The sequence below is a fragment of the Micromonospora sp. NPDC047521 genome (assembly GCF_055587305.1).
Map to the genome: position 1 here is coordinate 1 of NZ_JBVJGN010000007.1, position 15,497 is coordinate 15,497.

General features: G+C 74.1%; 14 protein-coding genes. 7 read left to right on the forward strand and 7 right to left on the reverse strand.

Annotation, left to right across the window (positions count from 1 at the left end):
- Positions 1-164: 164 nt before the first annotated feature.
- Both ACZ6N8_RS17035 and ACZ6N8_RS17040 read right to left on the reverse strand, forming a co-directional pair.
- Positions 165-935, reverse strand: a complete 771-nt coding sequence (locus tag ACZ6N8_RS17035; RefSeq protein ID WP_139582057.1) for a DUF5995 family protein — start codon at positions 933-935, stop codon at positions 165-167.
- A 137-nt stretch (positions 936-1,072) separates the two neighbouring features.
- Positions 1,073-3,973, reverse strand: coding sequence for a helix-turn-helix transcriptional regulator (locus tag ACZ6N8_RS17040; RefSeq protein ID WP_466010923.1), 2,901 nt, complete (start codon positions 3,971-3,973; stop codon positions 1,073-1,075).
- 192 nt (positions 3,974-4,165) lie between these two features.
- Between ACZ6N8_RS17040 and ACZ6N8_RS17045 the strand changes: the two genes are divergently transcribed.
- Positions 4,166-6,184, forward strand: a complete 2,019-nt coding sequence (locus ACZ6N8_RS17045) for an AAA family ATPase (protein ID WP_466010924.1) — start codon at positions 4,166-4,168, stop codon at positions 6,182-6,184.
- A gap of 81 nt (positions 6,185-6,265) precedes the next feature.
- On the opposite strand, the gene ACZ6N8_RS17050 is transcribed toward ACZ6N8_RS17045, so the two are convergent.
- From ACZ6N8_RS17050 to paaK, 5 genes are all read right to left on the reverse strand, one after another.
- A complete protein-coding gene (locus tag ACZ6N8_RS17050) occupies positions 6,266-6,811 on the reverse strand; it encodes a YciI family protein (protein WP_466010925.1) in 546 nt (181 codons plus the stop codon).
- Positions 6,812-6,871: 60 nt separating this feature from the next.
- Entirely contained in the window at positions 6,872-7,078 is a 207-nt protein-coding gene (locus ACZ6N8_RS17055; RefSeq protein ID WP_466010927.1) for a hypothetical protein, read from the reverse strand.
- 83 nt (positions 7,079-7,161) lie between these two features.
- Positions 7,162-7,728, reverse strand: a complete 567-nt coding sequence (locus ACZ6N8_RS17060) for a dienelactone hydrolase family protein (protein WP_466010928.1) — start codon at positions 7,726-7,728, stop codon at positions 7,162-7,164.
- Positions 7,729-7,783: 55 nt separating this feature from the next.
- Complete coding sequence (locus ACZ6N8_RS17065) at positions 7,784-8,890, reverse strand: nucleotide disphospho-sugar-binding domain-containing protein (RefSeq protein WP_466010929.1); 1,107 nt, start codon at positions 8,888-8,890, stop codon at positions 7,784-7,786.
- 50 nt (positions 8,891-8,940) lie between these two features.
- Positions 8,941-10,248, reverse strand: a complete 1,308-nt coding sequence (paaK, locus tag ACZ6N8_RS17070) for a phenylacetate--CoA ligase PaaK (RefSeq protein ID WP_466010930.1) — start codon at positions 10,246-10,248, stop codon at positions 8,941-8,943.
- A gap of 243 nt (positions 10,249-10,491) precedes the next feature.
- On the opposite strand from paaK, the gene ACZ6N8_RS17075 reads away from it, so the two are divergent.
- From ACZ6N8_RS17075 to ACZ6N8_RS17100, 6 genes are read left to right on the forward strand one after another with little or no spacing between them, the layout of a single operon-like run.
- A complete protein-coding gene (locus ACZ6N8_RS17075) occupies positions 10,492-11,250 on the forward strand; it encodes a class I SAM-dependent methyltransferase (protein ID WP_466010932.1) in 759 nt (252 codons plus the stop codon).
- A 6-nt stretch (positions 11,251-11,256) separates the two neighbouring features.
- Entirely contained in the window at positions 11,257-11,733 is a 477-nt protein-coding gene (locus tag ACZ6N8_RS17080; protein WP_466010933.1) for a fluoride efflux transporter FluC, read from the forward strand.
- A complete protein-coding gene (gene crcB / locus ACZ6N8_RS17085) occupies positions 11,730-12,092 on the forward strand; it encodes a fluoride efflux transporter CrcB (protein WP_466010935.1) in 363 nt (120 codons plus the stop codon). The genes ACZ6N8_RS17080 and crcB overlap by 4 nt, the downstream gene beginning before the upstream one ends.
- 50 nt (positions 12,093-12,142) lie before the next feature.
- Complete coding sequence (locus tag ACZ6N8_RS17090) at positions 12,143-12,667, forward strand: PadR family transcriptional regulator (RefSeq protein ID WP_357989655.1); 525 nt, start codon at positions 12,143-12,145, stop codon at positions 12,665-12,667.
- Positions 12,664-13,344 (forward strand): ABC transporter ATP-binding protein, encoded by a 681-nt coding sequence (locus tag ACZ6N8_RS17095; RefSeq protein WP_466010936.1) that lies wholly within the window; start codon positions 12,664-12,666, stop codon positions 13,342-13,344. Before ACZ6N8_RS17090 ends, ACZ6N8_RS17095 begins: the two co-directional genes overlap by 4 nt.
- A complete protein-coding gene (locus tag ACZ6N8_RS17100) occupies positions 13,341-15,497 on the forward strand; it encodes an ABC transporter permease (protein WP_466010938.1) in 2,157 nt (718 codons plus the stop codon). The genes ACZ6N8_RS17095 and ACZ6N8_RS17100 overlap by 4 nt, the downstream gene beginning before the upstream one ends.

Here is a 15,497-nt window from a genome sequence, read left to right on the forward strand (position 1 = left end):
ACCGCCGGCGCCGCCTCCCCGGCCGACGGCGGCAGACGGTCGACACCCCCCGGGCCGACCGGCCGTCCCCGCCGTCCACACGCGTGGGCGGACCGGCGGGGTGGGACGCGCTCCCGCGCTCCGCCGCCCCCCACGGGGCGGAGCGCGGGAGCCCCCCGTCCCGGCTACTGCAGGAACGCCCCGAGGGGCGAGAGCAGCAGCCGGCCGAGCGCCGCGGCGTTGTCGTCCAACCGCGTGCGCTCACACTCGCGGGCGTCCGGATCGTGCCGGCACCGCCAGATCTTCTGCGCGTTGCGCCAGGCGACATCGCGTGTGTACTCGACCAGTTCCCCCTGGTACCAGTCGTCGATGTCGCCGTTGAGCATGTCGATGAGCAGCTGCCACCGCTCCAGGTAGCCCCGGCGCAGGCCGGGGATCTTGTCGGCGAAGATGTTGTTGATCTCTAGGTAGTCGTGGTGCTGGTCGCTGCCGTCGACCGGTTCGGACTCCAGGTGGTCGAACGTGGTGACCAGCGCGAACGGCAGGTCGAAGTTGATGTGCGCGTTGACACCCGCCGCAGCCGACGGCAACGGCCGGGCGTCCGGCCCGCGCATCCGCTCGAACAAGCACGACCACGCCTTCGGCGTGCCGGGGCTGGAGTCGGTCCACATCCGCATCGCGTCGAAGTACCGCGCCGCGAACTCGACGTCCAGCCGCGACAGGAACACCGGGTCGACGAAACGGTCGTCGTACAGGCCGTCCAGCACGCTGCTGGTGATGGTCAGGTAGAGCTTGTTGAAGTCGGCCAGGGGGCAGCTCTCCTCCAGCGGAGGGAGCCGCACCAGCAGGTCCTGGAGTTTGGTGAGGTGATCGACCACGGCAGGCACGTCCGCGGGATGGTCGGCGAGCAGGTCGACGATGTCCCGGTGCACGGGCCCCCAGACCGGTTCGGTCATCTCTCCTCCATGGTGGTCCGCGGCACCCCCGTGCCGCCGTCGACGGGGCTCAGCCTCTCAGCCGACACCGAGCACCGGATCAGTAGAACGACGTATCCCGGCGCGCACACGCCCGGTGATCGCCCGACGGGGGTCGGTCAGCCGCGCCTGTTACGCAGGTGGATCGCGCTGGCCTGCACGCGGGTGCGGACCTGCAACTTGTCGAAGATGTGCGACACGTGCACGCCGATGGTCCGCTCGCTGATGAACAGCCGCTGGCCGATCTCCCGGTTGGTGAGCCCCTCGGCGACCAGGGCGAGCACCTCGCGCTCGCGGGCGGTGAGCGTGGCCAGCTCGTCGTCGGCCGCCTCGCCCGGCCCGGCGCCCCGGGCGGTGTCGGTCTGCTCGCGCTCCTCCAGCGACACCCGCGCCCGCCCGGCCAGCTCCCGGATCTCCGAGGTCAACGGCACCGCGCCCAACCCCTGCGCGACCTGGTACGCGGCACGCAGCAGCTTGCCCGCGGTGGCCACCCGGCTGCGCCGGGCCAGCAGCGCCTCGGCCTGGCGCAGCCGCGAGTACGCCGCCGGGTAGGGGTGGTTACGCCTGTCCCACTCGGCGACCGAGGCCGCCCACAACTCCGGATCGCTGCCGTCCAGGCGGCTCACCTCGGCTGCGCACAACGCCAGGAACCCGTCCACCACCGACCGCACCGGGCCGGCCGCGGACGCGCTCTTGCGGGCCACCCGCTCGGCCACGTCCCGCAGTCGACGTACCGCCGTCGGGTCCACCGCCACGGTACGGCTGGCGTGCGCCTCGGCCTCGGCCCGCAGACCGTGCCAGACCAGCGCGGACAGGATCGTCACGTCGTCCGAGCGGCTCTCGGTCAGGCCCCGCTGCACCGCCTGCCGGGCCACGTCGTGCCGGCCTTCCCACATGGCCAGCCCGGAGCGCAGGGTGAGCAACGGGATGACGTGCCGCGCCCCGCCACCCGCGAGCAGCGTCGCCACCGCGTCGAGGTCCCGGCTGGCGGCGTCGATGTCGCCGTACCCCACCGAGAGCCGGCACCGGGCCAGCAGCAGCTCGACGGCGTCCGCACCGGACGGTCGGTGCCGCAGCGCGGCGGCCACCACCTTCTCCGCCTCGGCCCACTGGCCCACCCGGAACAGGCCGTTGATGGCGATGGCGAGCAGCCGGGTCCCCCAGGTGCGGCCCAGTCCCAGCTCGGCCACCCGCTCGGCGCCGCGCCGGGCCACCACGACGCCCTCCTCGAGGACGTTCAGCGGCCCGGTCAACAGCTCCGCGAGGTGCAGGTACGCGCAGGCCACGTCCTCGGGCTGACCGGCGCGCTCGGCGGTGTCGAGGGCGTCGCGCATCACCGCCAGCCCGGCGTCCGGGTCCTCCAGGTAGGCGTCGCTGAAGCCCAGCGCGGAGCTGGCAAGCACCACCTCGGTGGCGGAGTCCTCGGCGTCGGCGGCCAACGCCAACGCCTCCCGGGCCCGCCGACCGGCGTCGGCGTAGCGGCCCAGGTACAGCAGCAGCTCGGCCAGGCGGGCGGCGGCGGTGGCCCGGTCGCGGGGAGAGCAGTCGGCCGCCTCCAGCGCCCGCTGGTACTCCTCCTCGGCCAGCGCCGACCGCCCGGCGGCGGCCAGGTAGCGGGCCCGACGGATGTGCAGCGCGCAGGTCGGCGCACCCCCCTGCACCTCGGCCAGCTCCTCCAGCAGGGTCAGCGCCCGGGCGTGCTCCCCACAGTGGTGGGCCGCCTCGGCGGCGTTGCCGAGCAGCTCGACCCGGTCCACGTCGAGCGAGCCGGAGTCGCCGGCCAGCTGCAACGCCACCGACCAGTGGCGGTGCGCCTCGGCGTAACCGTGCAGTCGCTCGGCCTCCTGCGCGGCGGCCACCGCCGCCGGCAGCGCCCGCGCCGGCTCACCGGCCAGCCGCCAGTGGTGCGCCAACCGGGCCTGGTGCAGCTCGCCCGGCGCGGCGGTCAACGCCTCGGCGTACCGGCGGTGCAGCCCGGAGCGTTCGGCAGGCAGCAGCTCGTGCGCCAGCACCTCGGCGACGAGACGGTGCCGCAGCCGATAGCCGTCGTCGGCGCCGACCAGCAGCCGGTGCGCCACGGCCGCCCGGGCCGCCTCGATCAGCTCCTCCTCCGGCAGCCGCAGCACCTCGGCCAGCAGCCAGTGCTGCACCGGCTCGACCCCGGCGGCCACCGCGTGCACCACCGCGTGCGCGTGCTGGGGAAGAGCGTCGACCCGGTCGAGGAAGATCTCCCGCAGGGTCTCGGACAGCCCTACCCGACCGTCGCGCAGGTCACGGGCCAGCTCCTCGATGACGAACGGGTTGCCGCCACTGCGCTGCCACACCTGCTCGGCGGCCTCGGCCGGCAGCGCCCGGCCGACCACCGCCGCGGCGAGTTCCTCGGTGCCGGCGCGGTCCAGCGGCGCCAGGTCGAGCACCCGCACCGTCCGCAGCCGACGCAGCTCGGTGAGGACCCGGCGCAGCGGATGCGCGCCCTGCAACGACTCGGCGCGTACCGCGGCCAGCACCGACAGCTGAAGGTCGCCGAGGCCAGCGAGCAGGTAGAGCAGCAGTTGGCGGGTGCTGCGGTCGACCCACTGGAGGTCGTCGAGGATCAGCACCAGCGGCCGGCCCTCGGCGATCAGGTGCAGCCCCCGGGAGACCCGCTCCAGCAGCGCGCCCGCGCCGTCCGGGCCGGCGGTCTCGTCGGCGAACATCTGCAGCAGGCCCCGCACCGCCGAGGAGGTGCGGGCCTGCGCGGCCGACAGATCCGCGTCGAAGCGGCGCAACGCCTGCAGCAACGGGTGCAGCGGTGAGGCGTCACCGATGTCCAGGCAACCGCCGGTCAGCACCAGGGCGCCCTGGTCACGCAGCCGGTCGCCGATCTCGCCGAGCAGCCGGGTCTTGCCCACACCACTCTCGCCGGTCAGGAAGACGGCGGCGGTCTGCCCGTGCGCGACGTCACCGAGCAGCGCGGACCGAACCGTCTGCACCAGCTCGGCCCGACCCACGAGCGGTGCGGTGTCCACATCGCTGGCCATGGCACGCAGCCTAATCACACGCCCCCGTACCGTTCTACGGCCATCTGCCGCTTGTGGTACTCCTCGCGTCGACATTGCGACTAAAGGTTGCGAGTGGCCGACATACGTCGTTCTGCCGATCCCCTGTCGGCCCAGGGGTGCCAATCTCCGATGGTCGTCAACCACCAGCGGGGAAAGGCCGGTGCGTAAACCATGACCAGCACCATCATCGACGCCCGGCGGGCCCCGGACACACACTGGCCGGTACCGCAGGAGAGACGGACGGTAACCGTGCTCTTCGCCGACATCGTCGGCTCCACCGCTCTGGTGGACCGACTGGACCCGGAGGACGTGCGGGAGCTGCAACGGGCCTACTTCGACACCGTCGCCGCCGTCCTGCACCGCTGGCACGGCGTCGTCGAGAAGTACGTCGGCGACGCGGTGATGGCACTCTTCGGCGCCCGGCACTCCGACGGCTTCGACGCGTACCGGGCGGTGCGGGCCGGACTGGAGATCCAGGCGGCGCTCGACCGCCGGCCGATGGTCGGGGACGTCCGGCTGCGCGTACGCGTCGGCGTGGCGACCGGCGAGGTCGTCGTCGACCTGGGTGGTGCCGTCAGCGGCGGCCACGGCGTGGCCAGCGGCGCGGTGATCACCACCGCGGCCCGCCTCCAGGAGTACGCCCCGCCCGGCGCCGTGGCGCTCTGTGCGGCCACCGCCCGGGCCACCGCCGGGCTGATCGCCCAGCGTCAACTGGCGCCGGTGCCTGTCGCCGGCCGGGTGCCGCCGATGCCGGTCTGGCACGCCGTCGGGCCGGTCCGTCCGGGCACCGACAGGCACGACGGCCCGCTGATCGGTCGCCGCCGCGAGCTGGCCGCCATCACCGACCTGGTGACCCGGGCGATCCGCGAACACCAGCCGCAGTGGGTCTCCCTGGTCGGCCCCACCGGCAGTGGCCGCAGCCGGCTGCTGCACGAGCTGACCCGCGCACTGCACACGGTGGACGGTCGCGCGGTGCGCTGGTGCGTGGTGAGTTGCCCGCCGTACCCCGATCAGGTCCTGGCGCCCGTGGCGGAACTGCTGCGTGGCCTCGTCGGAATCCGCCACGGCGACGGACCGGCGCTTGTGGGCGACCGGCTGGTCGCCGCGCTGACGCCGCTGCTCCCACCGACCGGGGTCGCCGAGGCGGTTCCGGCGTTGCGCCGGTTGCTGGCCACCCCGGACGGATCGCCGGAGGCGCTCGCCGGCGCGGCGGTCTGCCGCGACGTCCTGCTGCGCCTGGCCGCCGTCCGACCGCTTGTCGTCGCCGTGGACGACGTGGACCGGGCCGCGCCAGAGGTGAGCCGGTTCCTGCACGCGCTGTTCACCGCCGCCACGACACGCAGGTTGCCGGTGGCCGTGCTCACCGTGCACCAGCCGCAGTGGGCCGACACCCGACCCGGGCATGCCCGGCGGATGTCGATCCGGCCCCTCGCGGCGGTGCAGTCCGGGCGGCTGCTGCGCCACCTGCTGACCCGGGCCGGGCAGCCGGTGGCCCTTGTCGACCGGCTGCTGCCGCTGGTGGGCGGCCGACCCGGGCACGCCGCCGCGTACGTGGCGTCGGTCGTCGCGGGCGCCGACCCGGTGGCGCTGCCCGAGCCGGTACGCCGGGCCGTCGGCGCGGAGGTGGACCGCCTCGACGGCGAGCGGCGGGCGGCGCTGATGGCCGCCGCGACAGTGGGCGGCAGGGTCTCCGCGGCGACGCTGGACCGGGTGCTGGGCTGGGCGCCCGGCCGATCCGCGTCGGCGCTGCGCGCCCTGGCCGCCGCCGGGCTGCTGCTTCCCCACCGCACCGGCGGGTACGTGTTCGCCGCGCCCGCGCTGCGCCAGGTCGCGGCCGAGCGGTTGCCCCGTGCGCTGCGGGCCCTCTTCGCCGGCCGGGCCGCCGACGCCCCGCACCTGGAACCGGTCCGCCAGGGTTCCGTGCGGCGCGACGATCGCGCAGGCGCCGTTCGTGCCACCGCCGCCCAGGTGCAGGAGGGCGAACCCCTGTCGCTGCGCCAACGCATCGCCGCCCCGACGGTGCTCACCCGGGCAGCCACGCCGACTCCCGGGACCAGCGGTCCGCCGGCCGCCCGTCGCCTGCGAGCCGTCCCGACGGCCGGCGCCACGCCAGCCCACTCGTCCGGGCCGCCCGCCACCCTGCCCGGTCCGCCGTTGATTCGCCGACCGGACGGTCTGGCCGCCGCCTGAGGACCCGTGGGCGGCCGGGCGCGGCCCCGACGCAGCACGCCGTCCCGGCGCACGAGGTGCGCGAGATCCTCCCGCAGCGGGTCAGGACGGCCGCCCGCCGAACTGCCAGTTGTGCACCTCGATGTCGGCGTACCGCTCCCGGGTCAGGATGGCGCGCGCCGCACCCGCGTCCGGCGCCCGGACCAGTGCGGCGGTGCCGAGCCACGTGGCCGCGTCGTCGGACACCAGCGGCCCGTACGCGATCAGGTCGTCCGAGTCGGGCGGCACGGCCAGGTCGGCGGGCTCCCCCCGGCCGAGGCCGAGCACCAGGTACCGGTCGCCGCCGGTCCGGCCTCCGGGGAAGTCCCACATCGTCCGGCCGAGCGCGTTGTGAAACCGGCGCAGCAGCACATCCCGGTACACGCCGGCCTGGTAGTTCGGCTCGTCGAAGGCGAACGCCCGAGCGGCGGCCGGATCGGTCACGCCGACGATGTGCACGCTGCCGGTGGGCGTGTCGCCGACGAAGGTCGGGCCACGGGCGATCATCGTCTCCGCGTACCGGTCCATGTAGGACCAGTGCTCTTCGCACAGCTCGTCCCGCAGCGTCGCCGAGCCGGGCCGGTCACGGTGGTAGCACAGAAAGTCCATGGCCCGCATTCTCGACGCGGTGCCGCACGGCCAGGAGGGCCGGGGTCCTGGCCGGTCGCCCTACGGCACGGACGCCGAGGCCAGCAGCACGGCCACGGTCCCGGAGCCGGAGCCGGCGTCGAGCACCCGCACGCCCGCACCGACGGCGGCGGCAGCAAGCAACGACGGCGTGGGATGGGCGCAGAGCGCGGCGAGGCTGGCGTCGTACGCCGCCGCGCGCCCGGCCCAGCGGGACCGCTCGTGGTCGTCGAAGGCCGTCGTCGTCATGACCACACCCGTTCAGAGGATCTTGGTGGTGCGGCAACGATATCGGACCGGAGACGCCGCACACCCTCGCCGTTGCTGATCGGTCAGTGCGCGGCCAGAAAAGCCGACACCCGTGGCCACAGCGCGGCGGACGCGTCCGGGGCGTACTCGGCCAGGTCCGGGTCGGTGAACAGGTGCCCCGCGCCGGGATAGCGGAACACCGTCAGGTCGGCTCCGGCGGCGGTCATCGCCTGTTCCCACTCGTCGACCTCGTCCGGCGCGTCGTACGGGTCCGGGTCGGCGAGGTGCAGCTGCACCGGCAGTCCGGCGCGTACCGCGTCCGGTGCGCCACCGGTGCCGTGCAGCAGGAGCAGTCCGGCGCAGTCGGGGCGCTCGGCCAGCAGCGCCCCGGCGACCCCGGCGCCCATCGAGAAGCCGGCGAGCACCGTCTCGGGTGGCAGGTCACGCAGCGCCGCCCGGGCCCGGTCGAGCACCACCTCCTGACCGACCTTGTCGAGCAGCGCGAAGCCCTCCTCGACGGTGTCGGCGGCCGCGACGCCGTACAGGTCGGGGGTGGTGACCCGGTGCCCGGCGGCGCGCAACCGGTCGGCGGCGGCGCGCACGGCGGGGCGCAGCCCGTACACGGAGTGGAACAGCACGACGTGTCGCATCCGGTCATCCTGCCGCAGCCGGTCGCCGGTCAGGTGTGGCCACGCGGGACGGATGTCAGACCAGCGCGGCCAGCCGCGGGACGAGGTCGGCGGGTGCCGGCATCGCGGCGATCTCCCGGCTGACCTGCCCGGCGGCGGCGCGCAGGCCGTCGTCGGTGAGCAGCCGGGTCAGCGCCTCCGCGGTGATGTCCCGGGGGCGCAGCGCCAGGCCGGCGCCCCGGCGGGCCACCAGTTCGGCGTTGTGCCGCCGGTCCCCCGGGCCCACGGTGGCCAGCTGGGGCAGACCGGCGGCGAGGGCGCCCAGGGCGCTGCCCGCGCCGCCGTGGTGGACCAGCGCCGCGCTTGCCGGCAACGCCTCGTCCAGGGGAATCCAGTCGACCACCCGTACGTTGCCGGGCAGCGACCGCGCCGAGCGCCCGTCCGGGCGGACCAGCACGAACTCGGCGTCCACCTGGGCGGCGGCGGCCACCACGGCGGGCATCGGACCCCTGTCGCCGGGGCCGGTCAGGGTGCTGCGGGTGACCAGGACGCGGGGCCGTTCACCCGGCTCGCGCAGCCAGGACGGCAGCTCGCCGCCGCCGACGTACGAGGCGTACCGCATCGGCCACCCGTCCTGGACGGCCACGCTGGGCGGGGCCACGGCGAGGGCGGCGGCGGGTGGCGGCAGTTCGGTCAGGCCGTGCCGGCGCAGCGTGGCACCGAGGCGGGCGCCTGTGGCGCGGACCAGCTCACGGCCGTCGAAGAGGGAGTTCTCCTGACGGACGGCCGGCACGTCGAGCCGCGCGGCGGCCACCGCGCCGGCGACCGCGAACGGCTCGTGCAGCACCAGATCCGGGCACCACCTGTCGGCGAGCGCGACAACCGGATCGGTGAGCTGGTCGTTGAGCGCGCCGAACAGCAGGCCGGCGCCCCGGGTGCCGGCCGTGCCGGTCAACTCGGCGCGCGCGACAAGCGGGTGGCGGGGAAGGACCCGCAGCGCGATCCGGCCGAAGTCGAAGCCCGGCGCGACGTCGTGCACCCGCAGACCGGCGTCGGCGGCGGCCAGCGCACCGCCGCCGGTGGCCAGCAGCACGTCGTGGCCGGCGTCGCGCAGCGCGACCGCGAGCGGCACCAGCGGGAAGACATGGCCGACGAGTGGCGCGGAGACCACCAGCACGCGCATGAGCCGGATCCTATGTCGACGGCGGCGACGCCGACTGCCCCTCGGCGCCTTCAGCCGGCCCGGCGCTGGTCGACGATGCGGCGCATCTTGCCCATCGACCGCTCCACCGCGTCCGGTGCGAGCACCTGCACCGCGACGCTCACGCCGACCGTGTTCTTCACCAGCTCGACAAGCGTCGCGCCGGCCCGCTCGGCGGCGTCCACGGCGACCCCGGCCCGTCGCTCGACCCGTACGGTGAGGGTGTCCAGCCGACCCTGCCGGCCCAGGACGCACTGGAAGTGCGGTGACAGCTGCGGGGTCCGCAGGATCAGCTCCTCGATCTGGGTGGGGAAGACGTTCACCCCGCGCACGATCATCATGTCGTCCGTCCGACCGGTGATCTTCTCGATCCGGCGCATCGGGCGGGCGGTGCCGGGCAGCAGCCGGGTCAGATCGCGGGTGCGGTAGCGCACGACTGGCATCGCCTCCTTGGTCAGCGAGGTGATCACCAGCTCGCCCCGCTCACCGTCGGGCAGCACCGCCCCGGTGACCGGGTCGATGATCTCCGGGTAGAAGTGGTCCTCCCAGACGTGCAGCCCGTCCTTGGTCTCGACGCACTCGGTGGCCACGCCCGGGCCCATCACCTCGGAGAGCCCGTAGATGTCGACGGCGTGGATGTCCAGGCGCTGTTCCATCTCGTGGCGCATGTCCTCGGTCCACGGCTCCGCCCCGAAGATGCCCACCCGCAGCGAGGTGGCGCGCGGGTCGACGCCCTGGCGCTGCATCTCGTCGACGATGGCGAGCATGTAGCTGGGTGTGACCATGATGACCTCGGGTTCGAAGTCGCGGATCAGCATCACCTGGCGTTCGGTCATGCCGCCGGAGACCGGGATGACGGTGCAGCCCAGTTCCTCGGCGCCGTAGTGCGCGCCCAGGCCGCCGGTGAAGAGCCCGTAGCCGTACGCGACGTGCACCCGGTCGCCCGGTCGGCCGCCGGAGGCCCGGATGGACCGGGCCATCAGTCGGGCCCAGGTGCGCAGGTCGTCGCGGGTGTAACCGACCACCGTCGGCCGGCCGGTGGTGCCGGAGGAGGCGTGCAGTCGGGCGATCCGCTCCCGGGGTACGGCGAACATGCCGAACGGGTAGTTGTCGCGCAGCTCGGCCTTGCCGGTGAACGGGAAGCGGGCCAGGTCGTCGAGGTCGTGGCAGTCGTCGGGGTGCACCCCGGCCGCGTCGAACGCCCGGCGGTAGTGCGGCACGTTGTCGTACGCGTGCCGCAGCGACAAGCGCAGCCGCTCCCGTTGCAGGGCACGCAGCTCGTCGATGCCGGCGCGCTCGACCGGCTCCAGCTCGTCGGGACGAGGGGTGCGGTCCTGCATCGCCTGTCTCCCTTGGCGCGACGGTCCCGGTGGGGCTGCGGGTACCGTACGCCGCCGTCGCCCGGGGCGGTCGGTGGACGCCGTGTCGACGGGCGGTGGGGCGCGTGCGGGTGAGGGGCGCCGGACCGGGCGTGGCGCCCGGTCCGGCGTCGCTCTGATCATCGCCCCACCATCCTCTGGCAATTGCAAAAGATATGCAACAAGTTCTGGACCCGGGGCGGTGGAGTAACTAGCCTCAGCACCATGACTCCTTACATCACGGATGCGTCGGCATGGCAGGAGAGCTGGGACCTCCAGCAGGAGGCCTACCTACCGGACCGGGAACACCGCCTCGCCACGATGCTCGACGCCGTCGACGCCGTCCTCGACGGGCGGCCACCGCGCCTGCTCGACCTGGCCGGCGGCACCGGCAGCATCTCGCTGCGGACGCTTGCACGCTTCCCCGGCGCCGAGGTGACACTCGTGGACCTCGACCCGGCGCTGCTCGCCATCGCCGGGGCCTCGCTGGGCGACCGCGCCACAATCGTCACCGCCGATCTCGGCACCCCCGAGTGGCGTGCCGCACTCCCCCATGACGGGTACGACGCCGTCCTCACCGCCACCGCCCTGCACTGGCTGCCCGCCGAGCGGCTCGGCGCGCTCTACGCCGAACTGCGCGACGTGCTGCGACCGGGCGGGGTCTTCGTCAACGCCGACCACATGCCCGAGGACACCCTGCCGGAGCTGACCAAACGACTCATGGACCGGGCACGTGAGCGGCGCGACGCCCGGTACGCCGCCGGATCGGCGCTGTCCTGGTCGCAGTGGTGGGAGCGGGCCGGCGCCGACCCGGCGCTCGCCCCCCTGGTGGCCCGGCGGCACGCCATCTACCCGACCGGGCACAGCCCGGAGTGGAACCCGCCGGCCTCCTGGCACCTCGCCGCGCTCACCGACGCCGGATACCGCGAGGTGGGCACGCTGTGGCGCGGCGGCCCGGACGCCGCCGTGGCCGCACTACGCTGAGGACCCGTGTCAGAGCCGCCGGACCCGCGCACCGACCCCGACGTCGACCTTCGCGTCCCCGCCGACCGGAGAGAGCTGGCCGTCCGCCCGGCGACGGTTCTCGGCACCATCGCGGCCGGCGGGGTGCTCGGCGCGCTGGCCCGGGCCGGCCTTCAGCACCTCGCACCGCACGCGCCTACCGGGTTCCCGTGGGCGACGTTCGGCGTCAACCTCTCCGGCTGCCTGCTGATCGGCGTACTGATGGCGACACTCACGCACGTCGGCGGTGGACACCCCCTGGCCCGACCGTTCCTCGGGGTCGGGGTGCTGGGCGGCTTCACCACCTTCTCCACGTACGCGGTGGACGTCCAGCAGGCGCTTGTCGCGGGCGCCCCGGGCACCGCTGTGGCGTACCTGGCCGCGACGCTGCTCGGGGCGCTCGTCGCGGTCGGGTCGGGTGACGCCGGCACCGCCGCGCTGCTGCGACGGCGGGCAGCCCGGTGACGGTGCTGCTCATCGCCCTGGGGGCGGCCGCCGGCGCACCGCTGCGCTACCTCACCGACCGGGCTGTGCAGTCCCGGCACGGCTCCGCGTTCCCGTGGGGCACGTTCACCGTCAACGTGATCGGGTCACTGCTGCTGGGCGTCCTCGTCGGGTGGCCCGTCGGGGCGGCGACCGGCGCGCTGCTCGGCACCGGATTCTGCGGCGCGCTGACCACCTACTCCACCTTCGGTTACGAGACCCTGCGGTTGGTCAGGGGCGATCACCGGCTCCTCGCCCTCGCCAACGCGCTGGGCAGCGTGGCCGCCGGGCTCGCCGCCGCCTTCCTCGGATACGCCCTGGCCCGCGTCCTGGCCGGATGACAATACCGAGGGTATATACGCGAGGTATACCCTCGGTGTAGTCTCCTGGCATGAGCGTGCCACTGACCCTGCTCGGCCTCCTCGAACGAGAGCCCAGCCACGGATACGACCTCAAGCGCGACTACGACGCCTTCTTCGGCCGGGGCAAGCCCCTGCCGTTCGGCCAGGTCTACTCCACCCTCAGCCGCCTGGCCCGGGACGGCAAGGTGGTCATCAGCGACGTCGCGCCCGGCTCCGGCCCCGACCGCAAGCGCTACATCATCACCGACCTCGGCGCGACCGAGGTCGAGCAGTGGCTGACCCAGCCGGTCGACCCGGAACCGCACCTGCAGACGGTGCTCTTCGCCAAGGTCGTGCTCGCGCTGATGCTGGACCGTCCCGCCGACGAGTACCTCGACACCCAGCGCAGGGCGCACCTGCACCGGATGCGCGAGCTCACCGAGATCAAGCGCACCGGCGGCCTGGTCGACGCGCTGCTCGCCGACCACGGCCTGTACCACCTGGAGGCGGACCTCCGGTGGATCGAGATGACCGGCGCCCGGCTGGACGCCCTACGCAAGGAGGTGCGGCCATGAGCGTCGTCATCGAGGCCCGCGACGTGGCGTTCGCCTTCGGCCAGACGCCCGCCCTGCGCGGCGCCAGCGTCGCCGTGGACGCCGGTGAGATCCTCGCCGTCATGGGCCCCAGCGGCTCGGGCAAGTCCACCCTGCTGCACTGCCTGGCCGGCATCCTCGTGCCCGACTCCGGCGAGATCCTCTTCGACGGCGTCCGGGTCGACGCGCTGCACGAGACCCAGCGCAGCAGTCTGCGCCGGGACCGGTTCGGCTTCGTGTTCCAGTTCGGCCAGCTCGTTCCCGAACTCACCGCCGTGGAGAACGTCGCCCTGCCTCTGCTGCTCAGCGGCGTACGCCGGTCACGGGCGCTGCCGACGGCCAGGGCCTGGTTCGCGCGCCTCGGCCTCGACGGCCTGGAGCACAGGCGCTCGGGTGAGTTGTCCGGCGGGCAGGCGCAGCGCGTCGCCCTGGCCCGGGGTCTGGTCGCCGGGCCGCAGGTCCTCTTCGCCGACGAACCGACCGGGGCGCTCGACTCGCTCACCGGCGAGCACGTCATGGACCTGCTGGTCGGTGCCGCCCGCGAGCAGGGCACCACAGTCATCCTGGTCACCCACGAACCGAGGATCGCGGCGTACGCCGACCGCGAGGTCATGGTCCGCGACGGGCGCGTGAACGCGCCGGACCGGATCGCCTCGTGATCGCCTTCGGGCTCCGCCTCGCCGTGGCCGGCGGCCGGGAGGCGCTCACCCGGCTGATCGTCATCGCCGCCGCCGTCGCGGTCGGCAGCGGTCTGCTGCTGACCACACTTGCCGGCGTCAACGCCACGAACGCGCAGCTCACCCGGTACGCGTCGATCTACCCCAACGCCTCGACGGGCGGCGACGCCGACCCGCTGTGGTGGTCGACCCGGGACGACTACTTCCACGGCAGGCAGATCATCCGGATCGACGTCGCCGCCAGCGGACAACGCTCGCCCACCCCGGTCGGCATCCCGGCCACTCCAGGCCCCGGCGAGTTCTACGCCTCGCCCGCGTTGCGTGACCTGCTGGCCGCCCACCCGGCCGACCAACTGGCCGCCCGTTACCCGGGGCGCGACCTCGGCACCGTCGGCCCGGCCGGGCTGACCTCACCCGACACGCTGCTCGCCATCGTGGGTGGCACACCCGAGCAGGTCGCCGCACTGCCCAACGCGAAGCGGGTCGCCAGCGTCGGCGACACTCCCGCGCTCCCCGAGACCACTGTGAACCTCATCCTCGGTGTGATCGCCGGCGGGCTGCTCTTCCCGGTGCTGATCTTCATCGGCACCGCCACGCGGCTCAGCGCCGCCCGACGGGAGCAACGCTTCGCCGCGATGCGGCTGGTCGGCGCGACACCCCGGCAGATCTCGACTGTCGCCGCCGTCGAGGCGGCCGCCGCGGCCGTCGCCGGCACCGCCGTCGGCTTCGGCCTGTTCTACGCCTTCCGGGCACCACTCGCCGGCATCCCGTTCACAGGTATGCCGTTCTTCCCCACCGACATGTCGCTGGGCGTGCTGGACGTCCTGCTCGTGGCGCTCGGCGTCCCGGCCGGCGCGGCGGTGGCGGCCCGCGTCTCGCTGCGCCGCGTGCGGATCTCGCCGCTGGGTGTCACCCGCCGGGTCACCCCCCGCGCCCCGCGCGCGTACCGGCTGATCCCTGCCCTGCTCGGTGTCGCGGTGCTGTTCTTCGCCCTCGGCTTCCGGCCCGAGACGTCCGACGGCCAGACCGCCGTGTTCCTGCCCGGCCTGCTGCTCATCATGGCCGGCCTGGTCTTCGCCGGCCCGTGGTTGACGATGGTCGGCGCCCGGGTCATGGCCCGGTACGCCAGCCGCCCGGCCACGCTCATCGCCGCGCGACGGCTCGCCGACAACCCGAAGGCCGGCTTCCGGGCGATCAGCGGCATCATGCTCGCGCTCTTCGTCACAAGCGTCGCCGTCGGTGTGATCACGACGATCATCGACAACCGCGGCCCGGCGCCGGTCGGCTCGACCGACGCGGCAACGGTGACCACCGTCTTCGACGAGAAGACGACGTCGGTGCCGGACACGCTCTTCGCCGAGCTGCGGGCGATCAGCGGGGTGCGGTCCGCGACCGCCATCCGCGAGAACCCGGAGTTGACCACCTCCGGCGAGGTCGGCGTGATCGCGTGCACCGACCTGCCGAGCGCGTACGGCAGGTGCGCCGAGGGTGCGAGCGTCATCGAGGTGCCGTTGGGCCTGAGCCGCTGGCGGGAGTCGGCGTCGCCCGCGACGGTCTGGCCCGCCGCGTCGCTCACCCTCGACGAGCTTGGGCGACTTCCGGTGGTGGCGATGGTCGTCGGCACTGACGGCTCCACCGCCGCCGTCGAACGCACCCGCACCGTGCTCGAGATCGCCTTCCCGACCTTCTGGGTGGGGCCGAACGTGCCAGGCGACTTCGAGTCGGACTTCGCCAACACGCTGCGCGGCTGGGAGCAACTGGCCAACGTCATCATCATCGCCAGCCTCGCTCTCGGTGGGTGCAGCCTCGCGGTCAGCGTCATCGGCGGCCTCACCGAACGCCGCCGTCCGTTCAGCCTGCTGCGCCTCAGCGGGGCTCCGGTGCGGGTCCTGCGCCGGGTGGTCGCGTTGGAGAGCGCCGTACCGATGCTCGCCGTCGCCGCCGTCGCCATCGGGATGGGCCTGCTCGCCGCGCACCTGTTCCTGCGGGCGCAGATGGACTACACGCTCGTCGCGCCGGAGCCACGCTTCTACGTGATCGTCGTCGTCGGCCTGGCCGCCTGCCTCGGCGTCATCGCCTCCACCCTGCCGCTGCTGGAACGCATCACCGGCCCGGAGACCGCCCGCAGCGAGTAG

What these genes read in the sequence shown, in the direction of transcription:
- ACZ6N8_RS17035 (WP_139582057.1), bottom strand. Translation starts at nt 935, where the DNA reads ATGACCGAACCGGTCTGGGGGCCCGTGCACCGGGACATCGTCGACCTG.
- ACZ6N8_RS17040 (WP_466010923.1), bottom strand. Translation starts at nt 3,973, where the DNA reads ATGGCCAGCGATGTGGACACCGCACCGCTCGTGGGTCGGGCCGAGCTG.
- ACZ6N8_RS17045 (WP_466010924.1), top strand. Translation starts at nt 4,166, where the DNA reads ATGACCAGCACCATCATCGACGCCCGGCGGGCCCCGGACACACACTGG.
- ACZ6N8_RS17050 (WP_466010925.1), bottom strand. Translation starts at nt 6,811, where the DNA reads ATGGACTTTCTGTGCTACCACCGTGACCGGCCCGGCTCGGCGACGCTG.
- ACZ6N8_RS17055 (WP_466010927.1), bottom strand. Translation starts at nt 7,078, where the DNA reads ATGACGACGACGGCCTTCGACGACCACGAGCGGTCCCGCTGGGCCGGG.
- ACZ6N8_RS17060 (WP_466010928.1), bottom strand. Translation starts at nt 7,728, where the DNA reads ATGCGACACGTCGTGCTGTTCCACTCCGTGTACGGGCTGCGCCCCGCC.
- ACZ6N8_RS17065 (WP_466010929.1), bottom strand. Translation starts at nt 8,890, where the DNA reads ATGCGCGTGCTGGTGGTCTCCGCGCCACTCGTCGGCCATGTCTTCCCG.
- paaK (WP_466010930.1), bottom strand. Translation starts at nt 10,248, where the DNA reads ATGCAGGACCGCACCCCTCGTCCCGACGAGCTGGAGCCGGTCGAGCGC.
- ACZ6N8_RS17075 (WP_466010932.1), top strand. Translation starts at nt 10,492, where the DNA reads ATGACTCCTTACATCACGGATGCGTCGGCATGGCAGGAGAGCTGGGAC.
- ACZ6N8_RS17090 (WP_357989655.1), top strand. Translation starts at nt 12,143, where the DNA reads ATGAGCGTGCCACTGACCCTGCTCGGCCTCCTCGAACGAGAGCCCAGC.
- ACZ6N8_RS17095 (WP_466010936.1), top strand. Translation starts at nt 12,664, where the DNA reads ATGAGCGTCGTCATCGAGGCCCGCGACGTGGCGTTCGCCTTCGGCCAG.